20 protein-coding genes and 3 tRNA genes are annotated in these 22,797 nt (G+C 38.1%); 21 read left to right on the top strand and 2 right to left on the bottom strand.

What is annotated here, in order from left to right; genetic code table 11:
• The first annotated feature begins 168 nt into the window (after positions 1–168).
• From aspS to gatB, 4 genes are all read left to right on the top strand, one after another.
• Positions 169–1,914 (top strand): aspartate--tRNA ligase, encoded by a 1,746-nt coding sequence (aspS, locus tag WMO42_RS07285; RefSeq protein ID WP_055176409.1) that lies wholly within the window; start codon positions 169–171, stop codon positions 1,912–1,914.
• A gap of 101 nt (positions 1,915–2,015) precedes the next feature.
• The gene (gene gatC / locus WMO42_RS07280; RefSeq protein ID WP_022502781.1) at positions 2,016–2,309 is read left to right on the top strand and encodes an Asp-tRNA(Asn)/Glu-tRNA(Gln) amidotransferase subunit GatC; all 294 of its coding nucleotides are present in this window, start codon (positions 2,016–2,018) and stop codon (positions 2,307–2,309) included.
• Between the two features lie 14 nt (positions 2,310–2,323).
• A complete protein-coding gene (gene gatA / locus WMO42_RS07275) occupies positions 2,324–3,769 on the top strand; it encodes an Asp-tRNA(Asn)/Glu-tRNA(Gln) amidotransferase subunit GatA (RefSeq protein ID WP_116444005.1) in 1,446 nt (481 codons plus the stop codon).
• 15 nt (positions 3,770–3,784) lie between these two features.
• Positions 3,785–5,215, top strand: a complete 1,431-nt coding sequence (gene gatB, locus WMO42_RS07270; RefSeq protein ID WP_349191903.1) for an Asp-tRNA(Asn)/Glu-tRNA(Gln) amidotransferase subunit GatB — start codon at positions 3,785–3,787, stop codon at positions 5,213–5,215.
• 425 nt (positions 5,216–5,640) lie between these two features.
• Here the strand turns inward: gatB and WMO42_RS07265 are convergent, their stop codons facing one another.
• The gene (locus WMO42_RS07265) at positions 5,641–6,012 is read right to left on the bottom strand and encodes a PilZ domain-containing protein (RefSeq protein ID WP_349191901.1); all 372 of its coding nucleotides are present in this window, start codon (positions 6,010–6,012) and stop codon (positions 5,641–5,643) included.
• Between the two features lie 224 nt (positions 6,013–6,236).
• Between WMO42_RS07265 and WMO42_RS07260 the strand changes: the two genes are divergently transcribed.
• From WMO42_RS07260 to WMO42_RS07180, 17 genes are all read left to right on the top strand, one after another.
• Positions 6,237–7,106 carry a phosphoribosylaminoimidazolesuccinocarboxamide synthase gene (locus WMO42_RS07260; RefSeq protein ID WP_055306771.1) on the top strand — a complete coding sequence of 290 codons (870 nt, stop codon included), beginning with the start codon at positions 6,237–6,239 and terminating at the stop codon, positions 7,104–7,106.
• Positions 7,107–7,148: 42 nt separating this feature from the next.
• Complete coding sequence (gene purF, locus WMO42_RS07255) at positions 7,149–8,576, top strand: amidophosphoribosyltransferase (RefSeq protein WP_055306770.1); 1,428 nt, start codon at positions 7,149–7,151, stop codon at positions 8,574–8,576.
• A gap of 204 nt (positions 8,577–8,780) precedes the next feature.
• Entirely contained in the window at positions 8,781–9,455 is a 675-nt protein-coding gene (locus tag WMO42_RS07250) for an HD domain-containing protein (RefSeq protein WP_349191899.1), read from the top strand.
• A 142-nt stretch (positions 9,456–9,597) separates the two neighbouring features.
• Positions 9,598–11,028: an adenylosuccinate lyase gene (purB, locus tag WMO42_RS07245; protein ID WP_349153477.1), complete on the top strand. Its 1,431-nt coding sequence runs from the start codon at positions 9,598–9,600 to the stop codon at positions 11,026–11,028.
• A 323-nt stretch (positions 11,029–11,351) separates the two neighbouring features.
• Positions 11,352–11,424, top strand: a tRNA-Val gene (locus tag WMO42_RS07240).
• A gap of 50 nt (positions 11,425–11,474) precedes the next feature.
• Positions 11,475–11,548: transfer RNA gene (locus WMO42_RS07235), tRNA-Met, on the top strand.
• Between the two features lie 578 nt (positions 11,549–12,126).
• Positions 12,127–13,902 carry an ABC transporter ATP-binding protein/permease gene (locus WMO42_RS07230; RefSeq protein WP_349191897.1) on the top strand — a complete coding sequence of 592 codons (1,776 nt, stop codon included), beginning with the start codon at positions 12,127–12,129 and terminating at the stop codon, positions 13,900–13,902.
• Positions 13,903–13,904: 2 nt separating this feature from the next.
• The gene (cydC, locus tag WMO42_RS07225; RefSeq protein ID WP_318255826.1) at positions 13,905–15,611 is read left to right on the top strand and encodes a thiol reductant ABC exporter subunit CydC; all 1,707 of its coding nucleotides are present in this window, start codon (positions 13,905–13,907) and stop codon (positions 15,609–15,611) included.
• A 5-nt stretch (positions 15,612–15,616) separates the two neighbouring features.
• On the top strand, positions 15,617–15,994 hold the full coding sequence (locus WMO42_RS07220) for a nitrous oxide-stimulated promoter family protein (protein ID WP_022502772.1): 378 nt from the start codon (positions 15,617–15,619) through the stop codon (positions 15,992–15,994).
• Between the two features lie 2 nt (positions 15,995–15,996).
• Positions 15,997–16,779, top strand: coding sequence for a ZIP family metal transporter (locus tag WMO42_RS07215; protein WP_055176386.1), 783 nt, complete (start codon positions 15,997–15,999; stop codon positions 16,777–16,779).
• Positions 16,780–16,878: 99 nt separating this feature from the next.
• Positions 16,879–17,433, top strand: a complete 555-nt coding sequence (gene ispF, locus WMO42_RS07210) for a 2-C-methyl-D-erythritol 2,4-cyclodiphosphate synthase (RefSeq protein WP_022502770.1) — start codon at positions 16,879–16,881, stop codon at positions 17,431–17,433.
• 108 nt (positions 17,434–17,541) lie between these two features.
• The gene (gene epsC / locus WMO42_RS07205) at positions 17,542–18,210 is read left to right on the top strand and encodes a serine O-acetyltransferase EpsC (protein ID WP_022502769.1); all 669 of its coding nucleotides are present in this window, start codon (positions 17,542–17,544) and stop codon (positions 18,208–18,210) included.
• 41 nt (positions 18,211–18,251) lie between these two features.
• Complete coding sequence (cysS, locus tag WMO42_RS07200; protein ID WP_022502768.1) at positions 18,252–19,670, top strand: cysteine--tRNA ligase; 1,419 nt, start codon at positions 18,252–18,254, stop codon at positions 19,668–19,670.
• Positions 19,655–20,110, top strand: coding sequence for a ribonuclease III domain-containing protein (locus WMO42_RS07195; protein ID WP_022502767.1), 456 nt, complete (start codon positions 19,655–19,657; stop codon positions 20,108–20,110). Before cysS ends, WMO42_RS07195 begins: the two co-directional genes overlap by 16 nt.
• A gap of 23 nt (positions 20,111–20,133) precedes the next feature.
• Entirely contained in the window at positions 20,134–20,874 is a 741-nt protein-coding gene (rlmB, locus tag WMO42_RS07190) for a 23S rRNA (guanosine(2251)-2'-O)-methyltransferase RlmB (RefSeq protein WP_022502766.1), read from the top strand.
• Positions 20,871–21,482: a sigma-70 family RNA polymerase sigma factor gene (locus WMO42_RS07185; protein WP_022502765.1), complete on the top strand. Its 612-nt coding sequence runs from the start codon at positions 20,871–20,873 to the stop codon at positions 21,480–21,482. Before rlmB ends, WMO42_RS07185 begins: the two co-directional genes overlap by 4 nt.
• 69 nt (positions 21,483–21,551) lie before the next feature.
• A tRNA-Thr gene (locus WMO42_RS07180) sits at positions 21,552–21,623 on the top strand.
• Between the two features lie 271 nt (positions 21,624–21,894).
• Here the strand turns inward: WMO42_RS07180 and WMO42_RS07175 are convergent.
• Positions 21,895–22,761: a C39 family peptidase gene (locus WMO42_RS07175; protein ID WP_022502764.1), complete on the bottom strand. Its 867-nt coding sequence runs from the start codon at positions 22,759–22,761 to the stop codon at positions 21,895–21,897.
• Positions 22,762–22,797 lie beyond the last annotated feature (36 nt).

The raw sequence follows: 22,797 nt of genomic DNA, 5'->3' as shown, positions 1-22,797 counted from the left end.
TCGTCCCGGAATGCTGGTAAGGCATTCCGGGATTTTTTGCGTGCAGATAACGATTGCCACTAAGTTATATCGTTACAGCCTTTGCAGAAAGCAGGAACAATATATTTATCAGCTGCAACAAGACACACATTAACAATATAAAGCAATCAGAAAGGAGCTATTATCAAGATGGCAAACATTTACAGAGATGTCACATTACAGAATGTAAGTGAGAACGACATTGGAAAGCAGATGAAGGTATCAGGATGGGTTGAGAACATCCGTGATCACGGTGGAGTTTCATTCATCGATTTAAGAGATATGTACGGAGTATTACAGGTAGTTATCCGTGAACCAGAACTCTTAAAGGGTATTAAGAAGGAAGAATGTATCAGTATCGATGGTATTATGGAGCAGAGAGATGAGGAAACTTACAATCCTAAAATTCCATCAGGAACTATTGAACTTGAAGCTAAGAAGATTACAGTATTAGGACAGGTTTACCAGCAGGTTCCATTTGAAATCCAGACATCTAAGGAAGTAAGAGAGGATGTAAGACTTAAGTACAGATACTTAGACTTAAGAAACCCTAAGGTTAAGGATAATATGGTATTCCGTTCAAAGGTTATCTCATTCCTTCGTCAGAAGATGACAGATATGGGCTTCCTTGAAATCCAGACACCTATTCTTTGTGCTTCATCACCAGAAGGCGCAAGAGATTATATCGTTCCATCAAGAAAATATAAGGGCAAGTTCTATGCACTTCCACAGGCACCACAGCAGTACAAGCAGCTTCTTATGGTATCTGGTTTTGATAAGTATTTCCAGATAGCTCCTTGCTTCAGAGATGAAGATGCAAGAGCTGACCGTTCACCAGGAGAATTCTATCAGCTTGACTTCGAGATGAGCTTTGCTACTCAGGAAGAAGTATTTGCAGTTGGTGAAGAAGTGCTTACAGAGACATTTGCAAAGTTTGCACCAGAGGGTTCAGTTGTAACACAGGCTCCTTATCCAATTATAAGCTACAAGCAGGCTATGCTTGAATTCGGTTCAGATAAGCCAGACCTTAGAAACCCACTTAGAATTATAGATTTGTCCGATTTCTTCAATAAATGTACATTCAAGCCATTCCAGAATAAGACTGTAAGAGCTATCAATGTTCACGCTAAGCTTTCAAAGGGCCAGCACGAGAAGCTTCTTAAGTTCGCTACAGGAATTGGTATGGGTGGACTTGGTTACCTTGAGGTTCTTGAAGACCTTTCATATAAGGGACCAATTGATAAGTTCATTCCAGAAGAACTTAAAGGCGAAATCAGGGAACTTGCAGGACTTCAGGCAGGAGATACTATTTTCTTTATCGCTGATAAGGAAGATAAGGCTGCATTCTTTGCAGGACAGATTCGTAACGAACTTGGCACACGTCTTGATTTAATAGAGAAAAATGCATACAGATTCTGTTATGTAAATGACTTCCCTATGTTTGAAAGAGACCCAGAAACTAAGAAGATTGGTTTCACACACAATCCATTCTCTATGCCACAGGGTGGTCTTGAAGCACTTAATACTATGGATCCACTTGATATTCTTGCTTATCAGTATGATATCGTATGTAATGGTGTTGAATTATCATCAGGTGCTGTGCGTAACCATGATATGCAGATTATGGTTAAGGCATTTGAAATTGCCGGATATGATGAAGAAGTACTTAAGGCTAAGTTTGGAGCACTTTACAACGCATTCCAGTTCGGTGCACCACCACATGCAGGTATGGCACCAGGTGTTGACCGTATGATTATGCTTCTTAGAAATGAAGAGAATATCCGTGAGGTTATTCCATTCCCAATGAGTGGTACAGCACAGGATCTTATGTGTGGAGCACCTAATGAGGTAACAGAACAGCAGTTAAGAGAGGTTCATATTAAGGTCAGGGACTAATGGAAAAAATCCACTAATAAAAACAAAACAAAGATTTTTCCATACAGGATTTGCGCGTGAGGGCGCAAACCTGTCTGACATAATAGAAAGGATGATATGTTATGGCTAATGTGATTAGTGATGAAACTATCGAATATGTAGGTATTCTTGCTAAGCTTGAGCTTTCTGAGTCGGAAAAAGAGGATGCCAAGAAGGATATGGCAAGTATGCTTGATTATATAGATAAGCTTGGCGAGCTTGATACAACAGGCGTTGAGCCTATGTCACACGTATTCCCTGTTAATAATGTTATGAGGGAAGATGTTGTTACTAACGGCGATGGAAGCAAGGCTACACTTGCCAATGCACCAGAAGCTAACGAATATGGATTTATAGTTCCAAAGACTGTTGAATAAGAAAGGGAAATGCTATGAGTTTATTAGATTGTACAGCCGTTGAACTTGCTGCAAAGATTAAGGCAGGTGAAGTGACAGCGGTAGAAGCTATGCAGGCTGTTGTTGCTCAGATTGAAAAGTCTGAAGACAAGCTTAACTGCTATGTGACATTTGACAAGGAAAAAGCATTACAGGCAGCAGCTAAGGCTGACGATGATATCAAGGCTGGAAAGCTTACGGGACCTTTAGCTGGTGTACCTTTTGCTATTAAGGATAATATGTGTACAGAAGGCATGCTTACAACATGTTCTTCTAAAATACTCGGTAACTTTGTTCCAACATTTTCTTCTGAAGCAGTTATAAGACTTCAGGAGGCAGGTGCAGTTATTATCGGTAAGACTAATATGGATGAGTTCGCCATGGGCTCAACAACAGAAACAAGTGCATTCGGAGCAACTAAGAATCCAAGAAATACAGAGCACGTTCCTGGTGGTTCATCAGGTGGTTCAGCTGCAGCAGTTGCAGCAAATGAGTGCTTTGCGGCACTTGGTTCAGATACAGGTGGTTCTATAAGACAGCCTGCATCTTACTGTGGTGTTGTAGGTATGAAGCCTACTTATGGTACTGTCTCAAGATATGGACTTATAGCTTATGGTTCATCACTTGATCAGATAGGACCATTATGTAAGGATGTAACAGACTGTGCTACTATTATGGAGGTAATAGCAGCAAAGGATGATAAGGATTCTACATCAGTAAAGAGAGAAGATACAGCATTTACAAAGGCTTTAGTAGATGATGTTAAGGGACTTAAGATAGGTATTCCAAGAGATTACTTTGGAGATGGACTTGATCCTGAGGTTAAGGAAGCTGTTATGTCGGCAGCTAAGGTGCTTGAAGAAAAGGGTGCCATAGTTGAAGAATTCGACTTAAGCCTTGTAGAGTACGCTATACCTACTTATTATACAATAGCTGCCGCTGAGGCAAGCTCTAACCTTGAGAGATTCGATGGCGTTAAGTATGGTTACAGGACAAGTGAGTATGAAGGTCTTCACAATATGTACAAGAAGACACGTTCAGAGGGCTTTGGACCTGAGGTTAAGAGAAGAATAATGCTTGGTTCATTCGTACTCAGCTCAGGCTATTATGATGCTTACTACTTAAAGGCATTAAGAGTAAAGGCTCTTATTAAGAAAGCATTTGATGAAGCATTTGCAAAGTATGATGTAATACTTGGACCTGTTGCACCAACAACTGCACCTAAGATAGGCTCATCTTTAGCAGACCCTATCAAGATGTATCTTGGCGATATATATACAATATCAGTTAACCTTGCAGGTCTTCCAGGAATAAGTGTACCTTGTGGAAAGGACTCTAAGGGGCTTCCAATAGGTGTACAGCTTATAGGTGACTGCTTTAAGGAAAATAATATAATACGTGCTGCATACTCATATGAGCAGGCACGAGGAAGATTTGAATAAGGAGGAGGTCAGGCAATGAAAGATTATGAAGTAGTTATTGGTCTTGAAGTTCACGTTGAGCTTGCTACAAAGACTAAGATATTCTGCGGCTGTTCAACAGCATTTGGTGGAGCACCTAATACACACACATGCCCTGTTTGTACAGGTATGCCAGGCTCTCTTCCAGTTCTTAACAAGAAGGTAGTAGAGTATGCTATGGCGGTTGGTCTTGCAACTAACTGCTCTATAACAAGAGACTGCAAGTTTGATAGAAAGAATTATTTCTATCCTGATAATCCACAGAATTATCAGATATCACAGCTTTATCTGCCTATATGCCGTGATGGACATGTAGAAGTAAAGCTTGAAGATGGAACAGAGAAGTCTATAAGAATCCACGAGATTCATATGGAAGAGGATGCAGGTAAGCTTATACATGATGAATGGGAGGATGTATCCTATGTTGACTATAACCGTTCAGGTGTGCCTCTTATAGAAATCGTATCTGAGCCAGATATGAGAAATGCAGAAGAGGTTATTGCTTATCTTACTAAGTTAAGAAATACTATCCAGTATCTTGGAGCATCTGACTGCAAGTTACAGGAAGGTTCCATGAGAGCTGATGTAAATCTTTCTGTAAGAGAAAAAGGCAGCACTGAATTCGGTACAAGAACAGAAACTAAGAATCTTAACTCATTTTCAGCTATCCAGAGAGCTATTGAGGCTGAAACAGCCAGACAGATAGATATAATTGAAGCTGGTGGACAGGTTGTTCAGGAAACAAGAAGATGGAATGATGATAAGGAATATTCTTATGCTATGCGTTCTAAAGAGGATGCACAGGATTACAGATATTTCCCAGACCCAGACCTTGTACCAATCCACATAAGCGAAGAATGGCTTGATACTATTAAGGAAGCACAGCCTGAGTTTAAGGATGAGAAAATGCTTCGTTATAAGGAAGAATTCGGAATTCCTGATTATGATATCAATATGATTACTGATTCTAAGAAGCTTGCTGATATATTTGAAGAAACAACAGCTTTATGCAATAAGCCTAAGAAAGTATCTAACTGGCTTATTACAGAGACTATGCGTATTTTAAAGGAAAAGAATATGGATCCTGAGGATATCGCATTCTCACCTAAGAGTCTTGCAAGGATTATTGAACTTGCAGATGAGGGTGCTATAAACAGTAACGTTGCTAAGGAAATATTCGAGAAGATATTTGATGAGGATATTGATCCAGATAAGTATATTGAAGAACACGGACTTAAGCAGGTTAATGATGAAGGTGCACTTAAGGCAACTGTTGAGAAGGTTATAGCTGATAATCCACAGTCAGTAGCTGATTACAGAGCAGGCAAGGAGAAGGCTATAGGATTCCTTGTAGGCCAGACTATGAAGGCTATGCAGGGTAAGGCTAATCCGGGAATGGTTAATAAGCTTTTAAAAGAGCTGCTGTAGATTTTGGGAATATGTTTAACAAAGACGATGTGGGAAGCGGCAAGGTGCAGAGTGCGGCGGACGGCGGACGGACGATTGGAGAAATCGGCGGAAGCAACAAAGACACGTTTGCACTGAGTGTCGCTCGCAGCGGTACTAAAGCGCTAAAAGACAGCGCTTAAGTGCCGGCGGCTCCCCATCGTCTTTTTATGCTTCCGCCGGTTTCTCCAATCTGTGCGTTGGCGGACTGCGATGGTTGCGGGGCTGGAGTGGTGAACATATTTTGTTAAATGTATTTGGAGATAGACAGATAAACAGAAAGAGAGGGGTGTACCGCCTCTCTTTTTTGATAAAAATATACTAAAATATATATTTGGATTTATATGTTTGGGGTTATTCTGTGTGGGTTATTCCACTGTTTAGTGTGAATTATTTCACTTGGGTTATTAGGCTTGTGGGGGCTCGGTGTGTGAGCTGTGGTTGTCTACAGTGTTACCTGTGACGGGTGACATTCCTACGAATTCACAGCCGTAGGCGTAGAGGTCTGAGTTATCTACTGGCTGACAGCGGATGATTTTGACAACACAGTTTATTGGGTCTTTTTCATCATCTAACTGTAACACAGCATCAAAATAAAAATCTAAAGGTAAAATGCTTTTTGAGCGAAAGCCGATTCCACCTTTTGATATATCAGTTATATTTATAGGTGAGTCGAGATTTCTTATATTGATGTAATCCTGCTTAAAAAGCTTAGACACATTTAATGTTAAATTCGCCTTGTGGCGGTTATAGCGTCTTTTTTCAATTCCATCATTCATAGTACAATCCTCCATCTACAATTGCGTATAATAATAATCTGAATACATAAAAAAGTTGAATAAATAAAACATATTGTATAAAGATTTTCTATAATAATACAATTTTTAAGAATAATATGCAAGTATTGTCTATTGATTTTGGTAGTGTACTGTTATATAATTTTTAGTTGTTGAGTGTATAATTAAATTCACTATTACTATAATTTAAAAGGATGGATGCGATCATGGAAAAGTTTAAGTTACTTTATGAAGGCAAAGTAAGAGAAGTGTATGATATAGGAGATAAGCTTGTTATAGCGGCAACAGATCGTATATCAGCATTTGACCACATTTTAAAGAATAAGGTCACAGATAAGGGTGCAATTCTTACTCAGATGTCTAAATTCTGGTTTGATTATACTAAGGATGTTATTCCTAATCATATGATATCTGTTGATGTTAATGATATGCCGGAATTCTTCCAGAATGAAAAGTATGCAAGAAGAAGTATGATGTGCAAGAAGTTAACTATGCTTCCAATCGAGTGCATCGTTAGAGGATATATAACAGGAAGCGGCTGGGCAAGCTATCAGAAGAATGGTACAGTCTGTGGAATTAAGCTTCCAGAAGGCCTTGAAGAGTCAGAGAAGCTTCCTGAGCCAATCTATACACCAAGTACTAAGGCTGAGGTCGGTGACCATGATGAGAATATCTCATTTGAGCAGAGTATTGAGGTATTAGAGAAGAAGTTCCCAGGCAAGGGTCTTGAATATGCAACTAAGATTAAGGATGCTACAATAGCACTTTATAAGAAGTGCGCAGAATATGCTTTAAGCAAGGGAATTATTATTGCTGATACTAAGTTTGAATTTGGTCTTGATGAGAATGGCGAAGTTGTAATCGGTGATGAAATGCTTACACCAGACAGCTCACGTTTCTGGCCATTAGAAGGATACAAGAAAGGACAGGGACAGCCATCTTACGATAAGCAGTTCGTTAGAAACTGGCTTCTTGCTAACCCTGATAGTGATTATCTTCTTCCAGATGATATCATTGACAAGACAGTAGAAAAGTACAAAGAGGCATATAAGCTTCTTACAGGTGAAGATTTCTAATTTGATTACATTGCTAATACGAATACTAAGACAGAGGTATATATGAACGACAGTTATATTGATGACAGAAAGCTTCACGAAGAATGTGGAGTGTTTGGCGCATATGACTTCGATTGTGGAGATATTGCGTCAACGATATATTATGGCTTGTTTGCATTACAGCACAGAGGACAGGAAAGTTGTGGTATCGCTGTGAGTGATACAGAAGGTCCTAAGGGAAAGGTTCTTTCCCACAAGGATATGGGACTTGTGAATGAAGTGTTTAATTCTGAGAATTTAGAGAAGTTAAAGGGTAATATTGGTGTTGGACACGTTCGTTATTCTACAGCAGGAAGTTCTACAAGAGAAAATGCACAGCCACTTGTATTAAATTATGTTAAGGGTACACTTGGAATGGCACATAATGGTAACCTTCTTAATGCGGTTGAATTAAGGGAAGAACTTTCATATACAGGTGCTATATTCCAGACTACAATTGATTCAGAAGTTATTGCGTATTTAATAGCGAGAGAAAGACTTAATACACCTACGGTAGAAGAAGCTGTTAAAAATGCTATGAAGAAGATTAAGGGTGCATACTCGCTTATAGTGATGAGTCCTAGAAAGCTTATCGGAGCAAGAGATCCATTTGGTTTCAAGCCTCTTTGTATAGGAAAGAGAGACAATACATATTTCTTATCATCAGAGACTTGTGCACTTGATACAGTAGGTGCTGAATTTATAAGAGATGTATTACCAGGAGAGATAGTTACGATAACTAAAGATGGGATACAGTCAGATACATCACTCTGCCAGAAGAATACAGCAAGATGTATATTTGAATATATATATTTTGCAAGACCTGACAGCAGGATAGATGGTATGGGAGTATATGAATCAAGAGTTAATGCTGGTCGTATACTTGCAAAGACACATCCAGTAGAAGCAGACTTAGTTGTAGGTGTTCCGGAATCAGGAAATCCAGCAGCACTTGGTTATTCTATGGAGTCAGGTATTCCTTATGGTAATGCTTTTATAAAAAATAATTATGTTGGAAGAACATTTATTAAGCCAAAGCAGGAGCAGAGAGAGTCGAGCGTTAAGGTTAAACTTAACGTGTTGAAAGAGGAAGTTGCAGGCAAGAGAGTGGTTATGATAGATGATTCTATTGTAAGAGGAACAACAAGCCGCAGAATTGTTAATCTTTTAAGACAGGCAGGAGCTAAGGAGGTACATGTAAGAATAAGTTCTCCAGCATTCCTTCATCCTTGCTATTTTGGTACTGATATACCATCAGAGGATCAGCTTGTAGCATCAGGAAGAACAGTTGATGAAATCTGCAAGTACATAGAAGCAGATTCTCTTGGCTATCTTGAAACAGATAAATTAAGTGAAATGATATGTAATCAGACAGGCTTCTGCGATGCCTGCTTTACAGGTAATTATCCAATTGAACCACCAGAAATAGATATTCGTGGCGAGATGGGTTAAAATAACCGGATTGGGAGGGTAAAGCCCTCCCTTTTTGTGTAATAGGGAATCACGGTAGAATTTACTGTTACGTAAAAAAGCACTATATGCCGATGATATACATTCATGCGATGATATGGTTTGTCACAAACGACTATGCTTGCTATTGGAATATGCTTTGCACGTTTTTTAAAATTTCAATATTAATACCGGGGAGAATAATTAATGAAGAATAGCGGTCAGGATAATAATTACAAGATTAATAATAATCAAGACGATAAACAGAATAATAATCAAGAGAATAATAATCAGGACAGATTAATTAAACAGATTAAATTTATAGAGGAGATTGATAAAGAGAAACTTATAGGAAGACAGACATATCTTGCAGATGCTTCAAGGAAAGAAAATGATGCTGAACACGCGTGGCATATGGCAATTATGGCGGTGCTGTTAAGCGAGTATTCTAATGAAAAGATTGATGTGTTAAAGACTATGACAATGCTTCTTATACACGATATAGTAGAGATTGATGCTGGTGATACTTACGCATATGATGAGGATGGCAAGAAGACACAGAGACAGAGAGAATTAACTGCTGCAGACAGAATATTCGGGCTTCTTCCAAGCGACCAGGCTGAATATATGAGAGGGCTTTGGGACGAATTCGAGGAAAGAAAGACACCTGAGGCAAAGTTTGCAAGGACACTTGATAATATACAGCCTGTAATGCTTAATAATGCTTCTGGTGGAAGAAGCTGGGAAGAAAAATGTGTCCACTTAAATCAGATACTTAAAAGAAATGAGAATACTAAAGATGGTTCAGAGACTTTGTGGGATTATGCGTATAACAATTTTATCAAGCCAAATGTTGAAAATGGAAAAATAAAAGAGGACTGACATCATATTGAATGAATAGAATATATATGGTACAATCTAATAAGTAGTGTTCAGTATATTCTATATATGCTGTATTGATGGTTAATAATAGCCGGCTACAATTATAAGAATTATGACAATTTAAGAAAGGCGGATTGCAGGAATGAACGACAGATATCAGACACCACTTGCAGAAAGATACGCAAGCAAAGAGATGCAGTACATTTTCTCTCCGGATATGAAGTTTAAGACATGGAGAAAGTTATGGATTGCATTAGCTGAAACAGAGGCAGAATTAGGACTTCCAATCACACAGGAGCAGATTGATGAACTTAAGGCTCATCAGGATGACATTAACTATGAAGATGCGAAGAAGCGTGAGAAGGAAGTACGTCACGATGTTATGTCACATGTATATGCTTATGGTCTTCAGTGCCCTAAGGCTAAGGGAATAATTCATCTTGGTGCTACATCTTGTTATGTTGGTGATAATACAGATATCATAATTATGACAGAGGGCTTAAAGCTTGTTCGTAAGAAGCTTGTTAATGTTATTAACGAACTTTCTAAGTTTGCTGACAAATATAAAGCACAGCCTACACTTGCTTTCACACATTTTCAGCCAGCACAGCCAACAACAGTTGGAAAGAGAGCTACATTATGGCTTAATGAATTAGTTATGGATTTAGAAGATCTTGACTATGTATTATCAACAATGAAGCTTTTAGGCTGTAAGGGAACAACAGGTACACAGGCTTCATTCCTTGAATTATTCAATGGAGATCAGGATAAGATTCGTCAGATAGATAAGAAGATTGCCACAAAGATGGGCTTTGAGGCGTGTGTTCCAGTATCAGGACAGACATATTCAAGAAAGGTTGATACAAGAGTTCTTAATGTTCTTGCAGGCATTGCTGCATCAGCACATAAGTTCTCTAATGATATAAGATTATTACAGCACCTTAAGGAAGTTGAAGAACCATTTGAGAAGTCACAGATAGGTTCATCAGCTATGGCATATAAGAGAAATCCTATGAGAAGTGAACGTATGGCTTCACTTGCAGATTATGTACTTTGTGATGCCCTTAACCCAGCTATAGTATCAAGCACACAGTGGTTTGAAAGAACACTTGACGACTCAGCTAATAAAAGACTTTCTGTACCAGAAGGCTTCCTTGCAGTTGATGGAATACTTGATCTTTACCTTAATGTTGTTGATGGACTTGTTGTATATGACAAGGTTATTATTAAGCATATGATGGCAGAGCTTCCATTTATGGCTACAGAGAACATTATGATGGATGCAGTTAAGGCTGGTGGAGACAGACAGGAACTTCACGAAAGAATAAGAGAACTTTCAATGATAGCTGGCAAGAGAGTTAAGCAGGAAGGCCTTGATAATAATCTTCTTGAGCTTATTGCAGATGATCCAATGTTTGGAGTTACTCTTGAAGAGCTTCAGGCTAAGCTTGACCCAATTAAGTATGTTGGACGTTCAAGAGAGCAGGTTGATGAATACCTTGAAGATGTTATTAAGCCAATACTTGATGATAACGCAGATATACTTGGGCTTACAGCTCAGATTAATGTATAAATCGTATATATCAGATTGAGGTATATATCAGATAAATGTATATATAAGTAACATTGTCAGGTTAAATAAGAACTATAATTATAATAATGACTGCTGCATTAAATGTATATGAATATGTGGCGGTCATTATTATTCATATTGAATGCACTGGTATAAAAGTCTGTAAGTGCCGCAAAACAAGCCATTTTTTCTACGGATAATAAAAAAAGAAAAAATTGTATTTTTTTTGCGTTTTTTTGAAAAAAGTAGTTGACAAATAGTGCATTTTAATATTATAATAGCGAAGCAGTGTTCGTGAGACACGAAACACTAACAAAGCGAACGGGATCTTAGCTCAGCTGGGAGAGCATCTGCCTTACAAGCAGAGGGTCACAGGTTCGAGCCCTGTAGGTCCCACTTAGGACATTAAGTCCTAATGTATGTGGTTTGCATACAATATAATATATGGCGAGATAGCTCAGTTGGCTAGAGCACACGGTTCATACCCGTGGTGTCGTGGGTTCAAATCCCTCTCTCGCTACTACTGTAAAAGAACGCGTTTGCGTTCTTTTTTTTATGTAATTTTATTACAAAAATAGTGGTTTAATTGTGCAGTATCTGTGGATTGATTGTGAAATGTGCACAATCAAAATATGTTATTATTGTAAATATCGGTGAAATTACATAAAACATCTTGAAAAATCAAATACAATATGCTATTTTAAATACACCATTACAAATACTTTTTACAAGATTATTTTTTTTCATATCGAATTCATCAATTATTTTAATTATAGGTGAATTCTCCCTCCTTTCATCATAGCATAAGCAGCTATGAATTTTGCCCCTTATGAGAGAACGGCTCATAAGGGGATTTTTTTATGTAATAGGAAATTCTATTAGAATTTCCTATTACATAAAAGGCACTATGTGCCGATGATGAGCACTCGCACGAAGAAGTAGTTTGCCGCAAGCGACCGTGCTCGGCACAGTAATGTGCTTTGCACATTCCTTTTATTTATAAAATGGTAATACTTTGCATCTTGACATAATGCGTGATATTAAGATAAATTATAATTAAGTTTAATAACACTAACTGTAATTAGAGAGGACGTATCGATGATAAAGAAACAATTAATTCAGACAATACCTGAGAGTAAAAAATATATAGCAGGAAATGTCATATTCCAATGGCTGGCTCTGGTTTCTAATATTGTGCTTATGACGATAATAACAACATTTATTGCGGGCCTTATAGACGGTGGCAGTGGAATAGGAAAATATAATTTTTCTAGTATGGCAGCTATGGTGATAAGTCTTATAGTATGCGTTATTGTAAGGGCAGTTTGTAATATTGGTTCATCAAAGATGAGCTATCTGTCATCTAAGACAGTAAAGAGAAATTTAAGACAGATGATATATGAAAAGCTTCTTCGTATGGGAGCATCATATAATGAGAAGGTTAAGACATCAGAACTTGTACAGGTTACAGTTGAAGGTGTAGACCAGCTTGAAACATATTTTGGAGCATATATGCCCCAGTTTTTTTATGCTATGCTTGCACCGCTTACATTATTTGTTTGCATATGCACTATAAATGTGGTTTCGGCAGTAGTTCTGCTTATATGCGTACCGCTTATACCAATATCAATTGCATTTGTGCAGACCTGGGCCAAGAAGCTTTTATCTAAATACTGGTCACAATATACAGCTCTTGGCGACACATTTTTGGAAAATCTTGAAGGGCTTACAACTTTAAAGATATATCAGGCAGATGATTATAAGAACATACAGATGAACAAGGAGTCAGAAAAGTTCAGAAAGATAACAATGAAAGTGCTTACAATGCAGCTTAATTCTATTACAATAATGGATTTTGTTGCATATGGAGGAGCAGCTCTTGGAATTATTCTTTCTGTGACGCAGTTTAGTGATGGTAATATTAATCTGGCAGGCTGTCTTCTGATTATACTTTTATCAGCGGATTTTTTTATTCCAATGCGACAGCTTGGCTCATTCTTTCATATAGCTATGAATGGAATGGCGGCAAGTGATAAGATATTTAATTTTCTTGCACTTGAGGAAGAGGATAAAGGAAGCAATGAGTTTCCGGCCAATGAAAATATAGAATTAAAAAATGTACATTTTTCGTATGAGAAAGACAGGGAAATTCTTAAAGGTGTTGATATGACATTTTCTGATAAGAGCTTTACAGCGATTGTCGGTGAGAGCGGCTGTGGTAAATCAACGCTTGCAGGAATACTTATGCACCGCAATAAGGGTTATATAGGAGATATCAGGATTGGAAGTGAGAAGCTTTCTGATATAAGCGAGGCTTCACTAATGCAAAATGTTACATATATAAGCCATCAGAGCTATCTGTTTAAAGGTACGATAAGGGATAACCTTATTGTTGCTTATCCGGAAGCGACAGATGAGCATATGTTAGATGTTCTTAAAAGAGTTAATCTATATGACTTTGTTATGTCTGAGGGCGGACTTGATATGAAGCTTAATGAACAGGCTTCTAATCTTTCGGGTGGACAAAGGCAAAGACTTGCACTTGCAAGGGCACTTATGCATGACAGAAATATATATATATTTGATGAGGCAACTTCTAACATTGATATGGAGAGCGAAGACGATATTATGAGAGAGGTGCTTAATCTTGCAAAGACTAAAACAGTGATTCTTATATCTCACAGACTTGCTAATGTAGTTAATGCAGACAATATATATGTGCTTGAAGCTGGCAGAGTTGCAGAGGCTGGAAAGCATAATGAGCTTTTAGCAAAAAATGGAGTATATTCAAGATTATGGAATGTACAGTATGAGCTTGAGAATTACGGTTTTAAAGATAATGTTGAAAAAAGAACATCAGGAAATGAGGCATAAATATGGGTAAGGTGGATAATAATAAGCATATTGTTAATAGTTCAGACGGAAAATCCGGACGTAGTGGATTAAATGTAATGTTAAGGCTTATAGGTCTTGTAAAACCGCTTGCCGGTTATATGGCGGTGGCAATTCTTATGGGACTTGCAGGACATTTATGTGCTTCTTTTATAACAATATTCGGTGGTTATGCAATACTCGATGTATCAGGGTATGATACAGGACTCACACTTGGTGTGATATTCGTGTGCGTAATTGTGTTCGCACTTGTAAGGGCAGGTTTCAGATATGCAGAACAGTCGTGTAATCATTTTATAGCATTTAAGTTACTTGCAATAATAAGAGATAAAGTATTCAGGGCATTAAGAAAGCTTTGTCCAGCCAGGCTTGAGGGCAGGGACAGAGGCGACCTTATATCTATAATAACTTCGGATATAGAGCTTCTTGAGGTATTCTACGCACATACAATATCACCTATTGCGATAGCTGTATTGTATACAATAATTATGTGTTGTTATATAGGCTCATTTCACTGGTCGCTGGCACTTATTGCACTTATAGCATATGCATGTGTAGGTGTTGTGATACCGCTTATTGCATCTAAGGCAAGCGGAGATGATGGTTTAAGATACAGAACTAAGTCGGGAGAACTCAGCAGCTTCGTGCTTGAAAGCCTAAGAGGTGCTTCTGAGACAATACAGTATGGCAATGGTGCTAAACGTCTTGAACTTATGAATGGCAGGACAGATGATTTATCAGAAGATGCAAGAAGAATGAAGAATGTGTCTGGTGTTAATACAGCGGTTACTAATGTGTGTATACTGGTATTTGACATAATTATGCTTCTTGCAGGTGTTAAGCTTTATTATGCCGGTATTATAGGCTTTGATGGTGTACTCCTTACTACTATTGCATTATTCTCATCATTTGGACCGGCAGTGGCGCTGGCGGCGTTAGGAAGTACATTGCAGAGTACATTTGCGGCAGGTAACAGAGTTCTTGATATATTAGATGAAGAACCGGTTATAGAGGAACTTACGGGTAATAAAGAAATTGAATTTGAAGGTATTAATGCGGAAGATGTTACATTTGCCTATGGAGAAGAAACTATACTTGATAATTTCAGTATTGATATTAAGAAGGGTGAAATAACTGGAATAATAGGAAAGAGCGGAAGCGGAAAGTCAACGCTTCTTAAGCTGTTTATGCGTTTCTGGGATACAGATAAAGGAAGAATAAGTATTTCAGGCAGTGATATTAAGAATATTAACACTTCTAACTTAAGGGATATGGAAGGTTTTATGACACAGGATACACATCTGTTTCACGACAGCATAAAGAACAATATAAGAATTGCAAAGCTTGATGCGACAGATGAAGAAATTGTGAATGCCTGCAAGAAAGCTTCCATACACGATTTTATACAGTCGCTTCCACAGGGCTATGATACACCTGTAGGAGAATTGGGAGATACACTTTCGGGAGGAGAGAAACAGCGTATAGGACTTGCGAGGGTATTTCTTCATAATGCACCTTTAATACTCTTAGATGAGCCTACAAGCAATCTTGACAGTCTTAACGAGGCGGTTATCCTTAAATCGCTTAATGAGGAAAGACAGAATAAGACGGTTGTGCTGGTGTCACACAGACAGTCAACTATGAGAATTACGGATAAGATATATTCCGTAGAGAATGGGCGAATGAGTTAATAATTATGAAAAAGACAGATATTAATAAAAAGAGAGAAAAAGAGAAGCAGATGGTTTCTTATATGATAGCGTTATATTGTAAGAAAAATCATCATAATAAATATAATAAGGGCAGTATCAATAAAAATGGCTTGTGTGCTGAGTGTCAGGAGCTTGCTGAGTATGCAGGATTAAGAAGTGATAAATGCCCATTTATGGAAACTAAGACATTCTGTGCTAACTGCAAGGTACATTGCTATAATCAGGAGATGAGGGGAAAGATAAAAGCAGTAATGAGATTTTCAGGACCGAGAATGATGTTTCATCATCCGGTTGCGGCTATTCATCACATTGTTTCAACAATGCGTGAGAAGAAAAGGCTAAGAAAGGAAAGTGAATATTAAATATGAGAATTGAGGCGGTATATGGGGTGTTAATTCCTTTATTGGGAACAACACTAGGAGCAGCTTGTGTGTTTTTTATGAGGAAGAATATGAAAGATGGGATACAAAGAAGCCTTACAGGCTTTGCATCCGGAGTTATGGTTGCAGCTTCTGTATGGAGTCTGCTTATTCCGTCAATTGAACAGTCAGAAAGTATGGGAAGATTTGCGTTCGTGCCGGCACTTGTCGGTTTATGGGCTGGTATGCTGTTCTTGCTGCTGCTTGATAATATAACGCCTCATCTGCATATTAATAGTGAGGTTTCGGAAGGACCAAGAACTAATCTAAAAAAAACGACTATGCTTGTCCTTGCAGTGACAATTCATAATATACCTGAGGGGATGGCAGTTGGTGTTGTGTATGCGGGCTTTCTGCTTGGCAATTCAGGAATTACAGCAATGGCGGCACTTGTGCTGTCGGTTGGAATAGCAATTCAGAATTTCCCAGAGGGAGCTATTATATCAATGCCGCTAAGAGCTAACGGGCTTGGCAGGGGAAAGTCATTTCTGTATGGATTTCTGTCAGGCGTGGTTGAACCTGTAGCTGCATTCGTAACGATACTGGCAGCAGGAATAATTACACCTGCAATGCCATATCTTTTAAGCTTTGCGGCTGGAGCTATGATATATGTTGTAGTAGAAGAACTTATTCCGGAGATGTCACAGGGGAGGCATTCTAATATTGGAGTAATTGCATTTGCGATAGGTTTTGGAATAATGATGATGTTAGATGTGGCATTAGGATAAATGTGTATTAGGAACTTGTAAATGTTACTAAAATGTGGTTTACTTATAAGGATATGATATTGATAGGCTTATGCGTACTGAGAAAGGTATGGTTATTAGATGAGAGTTGGATTAGGTTATGATGTTCATAAGTTAGTTGAAGATAGAAAACTTATAATCGGTGGAGTAGAGATTCCTTATGAGAAAGGATTATTAGGTCATTCAGATGCAGATGTATTATTACACGCAATTATGGATGCACTTTTAGGTGCCGCGGCACTTGGAGATATAGGAAAGCATTTTCCAGATACAGATGATGCTTACAAGGGCATATCAAGCATTAAGCTTTTAGAGGAAGTTGGTGTGCTTCTTGATAAGAATAATTATATAATCGAGAATATAGATGCTACAATTATTGCACAGAAGCCTAAAATGCGTCCTTATATAGATACAATGAGAGAGAATATTGCAAAGGCATTAAAGATTGATGTCAACTGTGTTAATGTAAAGGCGACAACAGAAGAAGGTCTTGGCTTTACAGGAACAGGTGAGGGCATATCCTCACAGGCTATATGCAGTCTTGTGTCAGTGTCTAATTATATATATGGTGATTCGGATATGACTAACTGTTGCAGCGGCTGTAATGGATGTGCTGCAAGAAGAACACAGGAGTAAGTCTGGTCACAGGATTACAATTGAGTAATTATTAGGAATTCAGCATATCTGATTGTGATTAAATATCATATAATAGATTAAGATTAATTAGTTAGGAAGTTATCAGATATGAAATATTTAGATTTTATAAAGCAGGAAATGGCTGTCATTATGGATAGGGATCCTGCGATTAAAAGTAAAATGGAAGTGTTCCTTTATCCAAGCTTCTGGGCATTATTAAAGTACAGAAAAGCCCATAAGCTTTATAAGAAAGGGCATTTCTACAGAGCAAGAAAGCTGTCACAAAGAACAGCAAGAAAGACAGGAATAGAAATCCACCCAGGTGCAACTATTGGCGAAGGGTTATTTATTGACCACGGACATGGTGTTGTCATCGGTGAAACTGCTATTATAGGAGATAATGTAACACTCTATCAGGGAGTTACGCTTGGTGGAACAGGCAAAGAGCAGGGCAAACGTCATCCGACACTTGGAAGCAACATAATGGTTGGTGCAGGTGCTAAGGTATTAGGTTCTGTGACTATAGGCGATAATTGTAAGATAGGTGCAGGTTCAGTAGTATTAAAAAATGTGCCACCTAACTCAACAGTTGTAGGTGTCCCTGGCAGAGTTGTTATGAGAGGTGATGTAAGAGTGCTTGAAGATCTTGACCAGATACATCTTCCAGACCCGGTTATGAGCGATATAGAATATCTTAAGGAGCAGAATAAGAAGCTTAAGAAACGTATCGCACATCTTGAAAATCTTGTTAATGAGCCAAGAAATATAGAAGAATAGAAGATTAATTTTACCGACATAAAGAAAGGATCAAAGTTATTATGAAGATTTATAATACACTTTCAAGAAGTAAAGAAGAATTCGTGCCATTAGAAGAAGGCAAAGTTAAAATGTATGTATGCGGACCAACAGTGTATAACCTTATACATATTGGTAATGCAAGACCTATGATAGTGTTTGATACAGTAAGGAGATATCTTGAGTACAAGGGATATGATGTTAATTATGTATCTAACTTTACAGATGTGGATGATAAGATTATTAAGAAGGCTATAGAAGAAGGAGTTACAGCAGAAGAAATCTCTAAGCGTTATATTAAGGAATGTAAAAAGGATATGGCTGGAATGAATATTAAGCCAGCAACAACACATCCTCTTGCTACACAGGAAATTGACGGTATGATTGATATGATAAAGACACTTATCGATAAAGGTTATGCCTATGAGAAGAATGGTACTGTATATTACAGAACAAGACGTTTTGAGGGTTATGGAAAGCTTTCTAAGAAGAATATAGATGATTTAGAGGCTGGACATAGAGATGATGCACACAAGCTTAAGGTATCAGGTGAAGATGAGAAGGAAGATCCACTTGATTTCGTATTATGGAAGCCAAAGAAGGACGGAGAGCCTTATTGGGAGTCACCTTGGAGTGAAGGACGTCCGGGCTGGCATATAGAGTGTTCTGTAATGTCTAAGAAGTATCTTGCAGATGAGATAGATATTCACGCAGGCGGTGAGGATTTAATATTCCCGCATCACGAGAATGAAATTGCACAGTCAGAAGCTGCTAACGGAGTTCCGTTTGCCAAGTACTGGATGCACAATGCATTCCTTAATATTGATAATAAGAAAATGTCTAAGTCATTAGGTAATTTCTTTACAGTAAGAGATATTTCAAAGGAATATGATTTACAGGTATTAAGATTTTTTATGCTTTCAGCACATTACAGGAATCCTATTAATTTCAGCCATGACCTTATGGAGGCAGCCAAGAACGGTCTTGACAGAATAATCACAGCAGTTACTAATCTTACACATCTTGAAAAGAGTGCTAAAGATAGTGCTATGACAGAAGATGAGAAGAAGGTAATAGATTCAACTAAAGACATTTATGGTAAATTTGAAGCTGCTATGGATGACGACTTTAATACAGCTGATGCAATATCAGCAGTATTTGAATTAGTTAAGCTTGCTAATTCTAATTCATCAGAGGACAATACTAAGGAATATATAACAGCACTAAAGGAAAGTATTGTTACACTTGCGGATATATTAGGACTTAAGGTTATTAAGGAAGAAGAACTTCTTGATGAAGATATAGAAGCACTTATCGCAGAAAGACAGCAGGCAAGAAAAGATAAGAATTTTGCAAGAGCTGACGAGATAAGAGATGAACTTACGGCTAAGGGAATTATTCTTGAGGATACAAGAGAAGGTGTCAGATGGAAGAGAGCATAAAAGATAACCTGACAAGTGACATATGGGATGTACTTGGACTAAAAAGTGTAAGTCCAAGACAGCTTTCCCCACTTGTTCTTGCGTATATAGGTGACAGTATATTTGACTTAGTAGTAAAGACTAAGATAGTTACTGCTGGCAATACACAGGTTAATAAGATGAACAGGGCTGCAAGCAGTATTGTCAAGGCTGAGTCACAGTCTAAGATGATAGGTTATCTTGAAGATAAGCTTACTGAGGAAGAAGGAAGTGTATACAAGAGAGGCAGAAATGCCAAATCCTACACATCAGCCAAGAATGCTTCCATAAGTGATTATAGAAGGGCGACAGGCTTTGAGGCACTTATGGGTTATCTGTATTTGTCAGGACAGTATGAAAGAATGTGCGAGCTTATTAAAGATGCACTTGACTGGCTTGAAAATGATAATAAACAGGCATAAAAGAAAGGTTAGAATTCATAAATATGAGATATAAGGAATTAACATTTGAGGGGCGTAATGCAGTCATTGAGGCATTTCGTTCTGGAAAGACAATTGATAAGCTGTTTATTCTTGATGGTTGTCAGGACGGTCCTATAAAGAGTATTGTAAGAGAAGCTAAGAAGACTTCAACAATAATTAACTATGTGGACAAGGAAAGACTTGACAGACTTGCCAATACAGGACACCATCAGGGCGTTGTTGCAATAGGTGCAGCTTACGAATATGCAGAAGTTGAAGATATATTAGAAGCTGCAAGAAGCAAGGGCGAAGCACCATTTATATTTGTTCTTGATGAGATTGAAGATCCACATAATCTTGGTGCAATAATAAGAACAGCTAATCTTGCAGGAGCACATGGTGTTATTATCCCTAAGAGAAGAGCTGTAGGGCTTACAGCGACAGTAGCCAAGACATCAGCAGGTGCAATTAATTATACACCAGTAGCCAAGGTTACTAATATAGCTAACACTATTGAGGCATTAAAGAAAGAGGGCTTGTGGTTCGTATGTGCAGATATGGGCGGCGAAACTATGTATAACCTTGATTTAAAAGGACCGATAGGCCTTGTTATAGGCAATGAAGGCAATGGCGTAAGCCGTCTTGTAAAAGAGAAATGTGATTTTGTTGCCTCAATTCCTATGAAGGGAGATATAGACTCTCTTAATGCTTCGGTTGCGGCAGGAGTTATGGCGTTTGAAATAGTAAGGCAGAGAATGGTATGAAGCATTATGAGTTGTACAAAGATGAAGAACTTGTAAGTATGTATCGTGACGGAGATGCAAGAGCTGTGGACGAGATTATGGAAAGATATAAGAATCTTGTTAGAAAAAAAGCGAATGCTATGTATATAGTCGGCGGGGATAAAGACGACCTTATACAGGAGGGAATGATAGGACTTTATAAGGCAGTCACAACATATGATGAGCTAAAGGCAGCTTCGTTTGCTACATTTGCCTCACTATGTATTAACGGACAGCTTATGAATGCAGTAAAAGCTTCTAATGCCAAGAAAAATACCCCTCTTAATTCCTATGTATCATTTGATACGCCAGCGAACAAATCAGACGATGAGTCAGATATGAAGCTTGTGGATACATTAGTACACGACAGTGAACAAAATCCAGAAGCACTATACATTGACAGGGAAGTAACAGACAATCTGGAAGAAAAAGCCTTCGAGTCATTGAGCCCGTTCGAGAAACAGGTAGTAACACTCCTTATGGAAGGCAACGACTATATAAAAATAGCCGACCAGCTAGGCAAGACACCCAAATCAATAGACAACGCAATACAGCGTTCAAGAAACAAGATAAAAATAATTGTAGATTAGCTATAAATATACTTGATTAATCATTACAAAAATGATATAAATAAAATTGCTGTAAAATACAGCAGTTATGCTATTGTAGCTCAGTGGCAGAGCACTTCATTGGTAATGAAGAGGTCGGGGGTCCAATTCCCCTCAATAGCTTGCGCGAGTAACGAGTACAATACCACCGTCACATAATTCACAAATGTGACACTGTACAAGCGTCCGTTCGCCACCCCTCAACATTCACATATCTCCAATTCCATGTGTCACTACGTATTAGACGAGTACCGCGACAACAGAAATAGCAAAGCTATTACTGTTGCAATTAACCAAATCTATGCACACGCTTTTAGCCGTGTGCGTAGGCTGTTTGAATATCTAAATCAAGTATATGCTTTAAGCCGCACGCAGACAGTCAAATTAAGTAAAATCACCTAACCACCACCGCCTGATAATAATACTTCTGATAATAAGTAACAAATTCCTCCATTGACCTCTCCACAATCCCATAAGTCGGGTCAGCTAATGTCACGACCCCTCTGTCAATATCATATCCGGAAAGTGCTGCACAATGCTCATTGCGAGGCCATGTAAATACAGTCCCATCATCAAGTGTTACATCATTATACTTAACATCGGGGTCATTATAATTATAGCTTGTCCATACAATAACAGGATGTCCAAGTGACAATTCGGTAAACAGATCCTCAACCGGTGAGTAACTCATTATGTATGCTGAATAAGACGAATTCTGGCTCTTTAAAAATGAGTTGGCGGCATTAGCAATAGCAGGAGCGAAACAGCCGCTGCCTGTTGTCTTCCACGGAGAACCCCAGAAATATTCAACGAAACACCCTTGCGTTACAGTGTCACGCATATCAAGATAATTTCTTGCAAGAGTTTCTTTATCAATGCCATAGCCAAGATAATTAAGCACCTCTGTCAATGATGTTATCTCACAGCCTGTTGGAAGTTCAGGATACTGGCTCACAAAAGGAATATCAAGGCTGAAAGAATTAGGATATTCGTAATTCTCTGCAGCTCTTGTAGTGTGTTCAAGTATTGCTGATTTAATTCTTTCCGGGTCAACAGAAAGAGTTTCAAGTGTGCTGTCAACATTTAACACAACAGTGTTGTCGTCCTCCTTTTGTTTGTGGTTATCACGGTAATATATGCCAATAACCAGACACAGGGCAGTAATAGATATAAGAAGTATAAAGGTTGTTAATATATTTTTTCGTTTCTTGTTATTTTTTTTGTTCTTTTTGTTCTTAGCGGCTTTATTGTTACCTGCCATATATAAAATCCTTTTCCTTTATTAATAATTAATGTT

The organism is Lachnospira sp. CLA-JM-H23 (genome assembly GCF_040096425.1).
Taxonomy (GTDB): Bacteria; Bacillota; Clostridia; order Lachnospirales; family Lachnospiraceae; genus Lachnospira; species Lachnospira rogosae.
The sequence above is the reverse complement of the archived record's forward strand: the minus strand, read 5'-3'. Positions and strand labels throughout refer to the sequence as shown.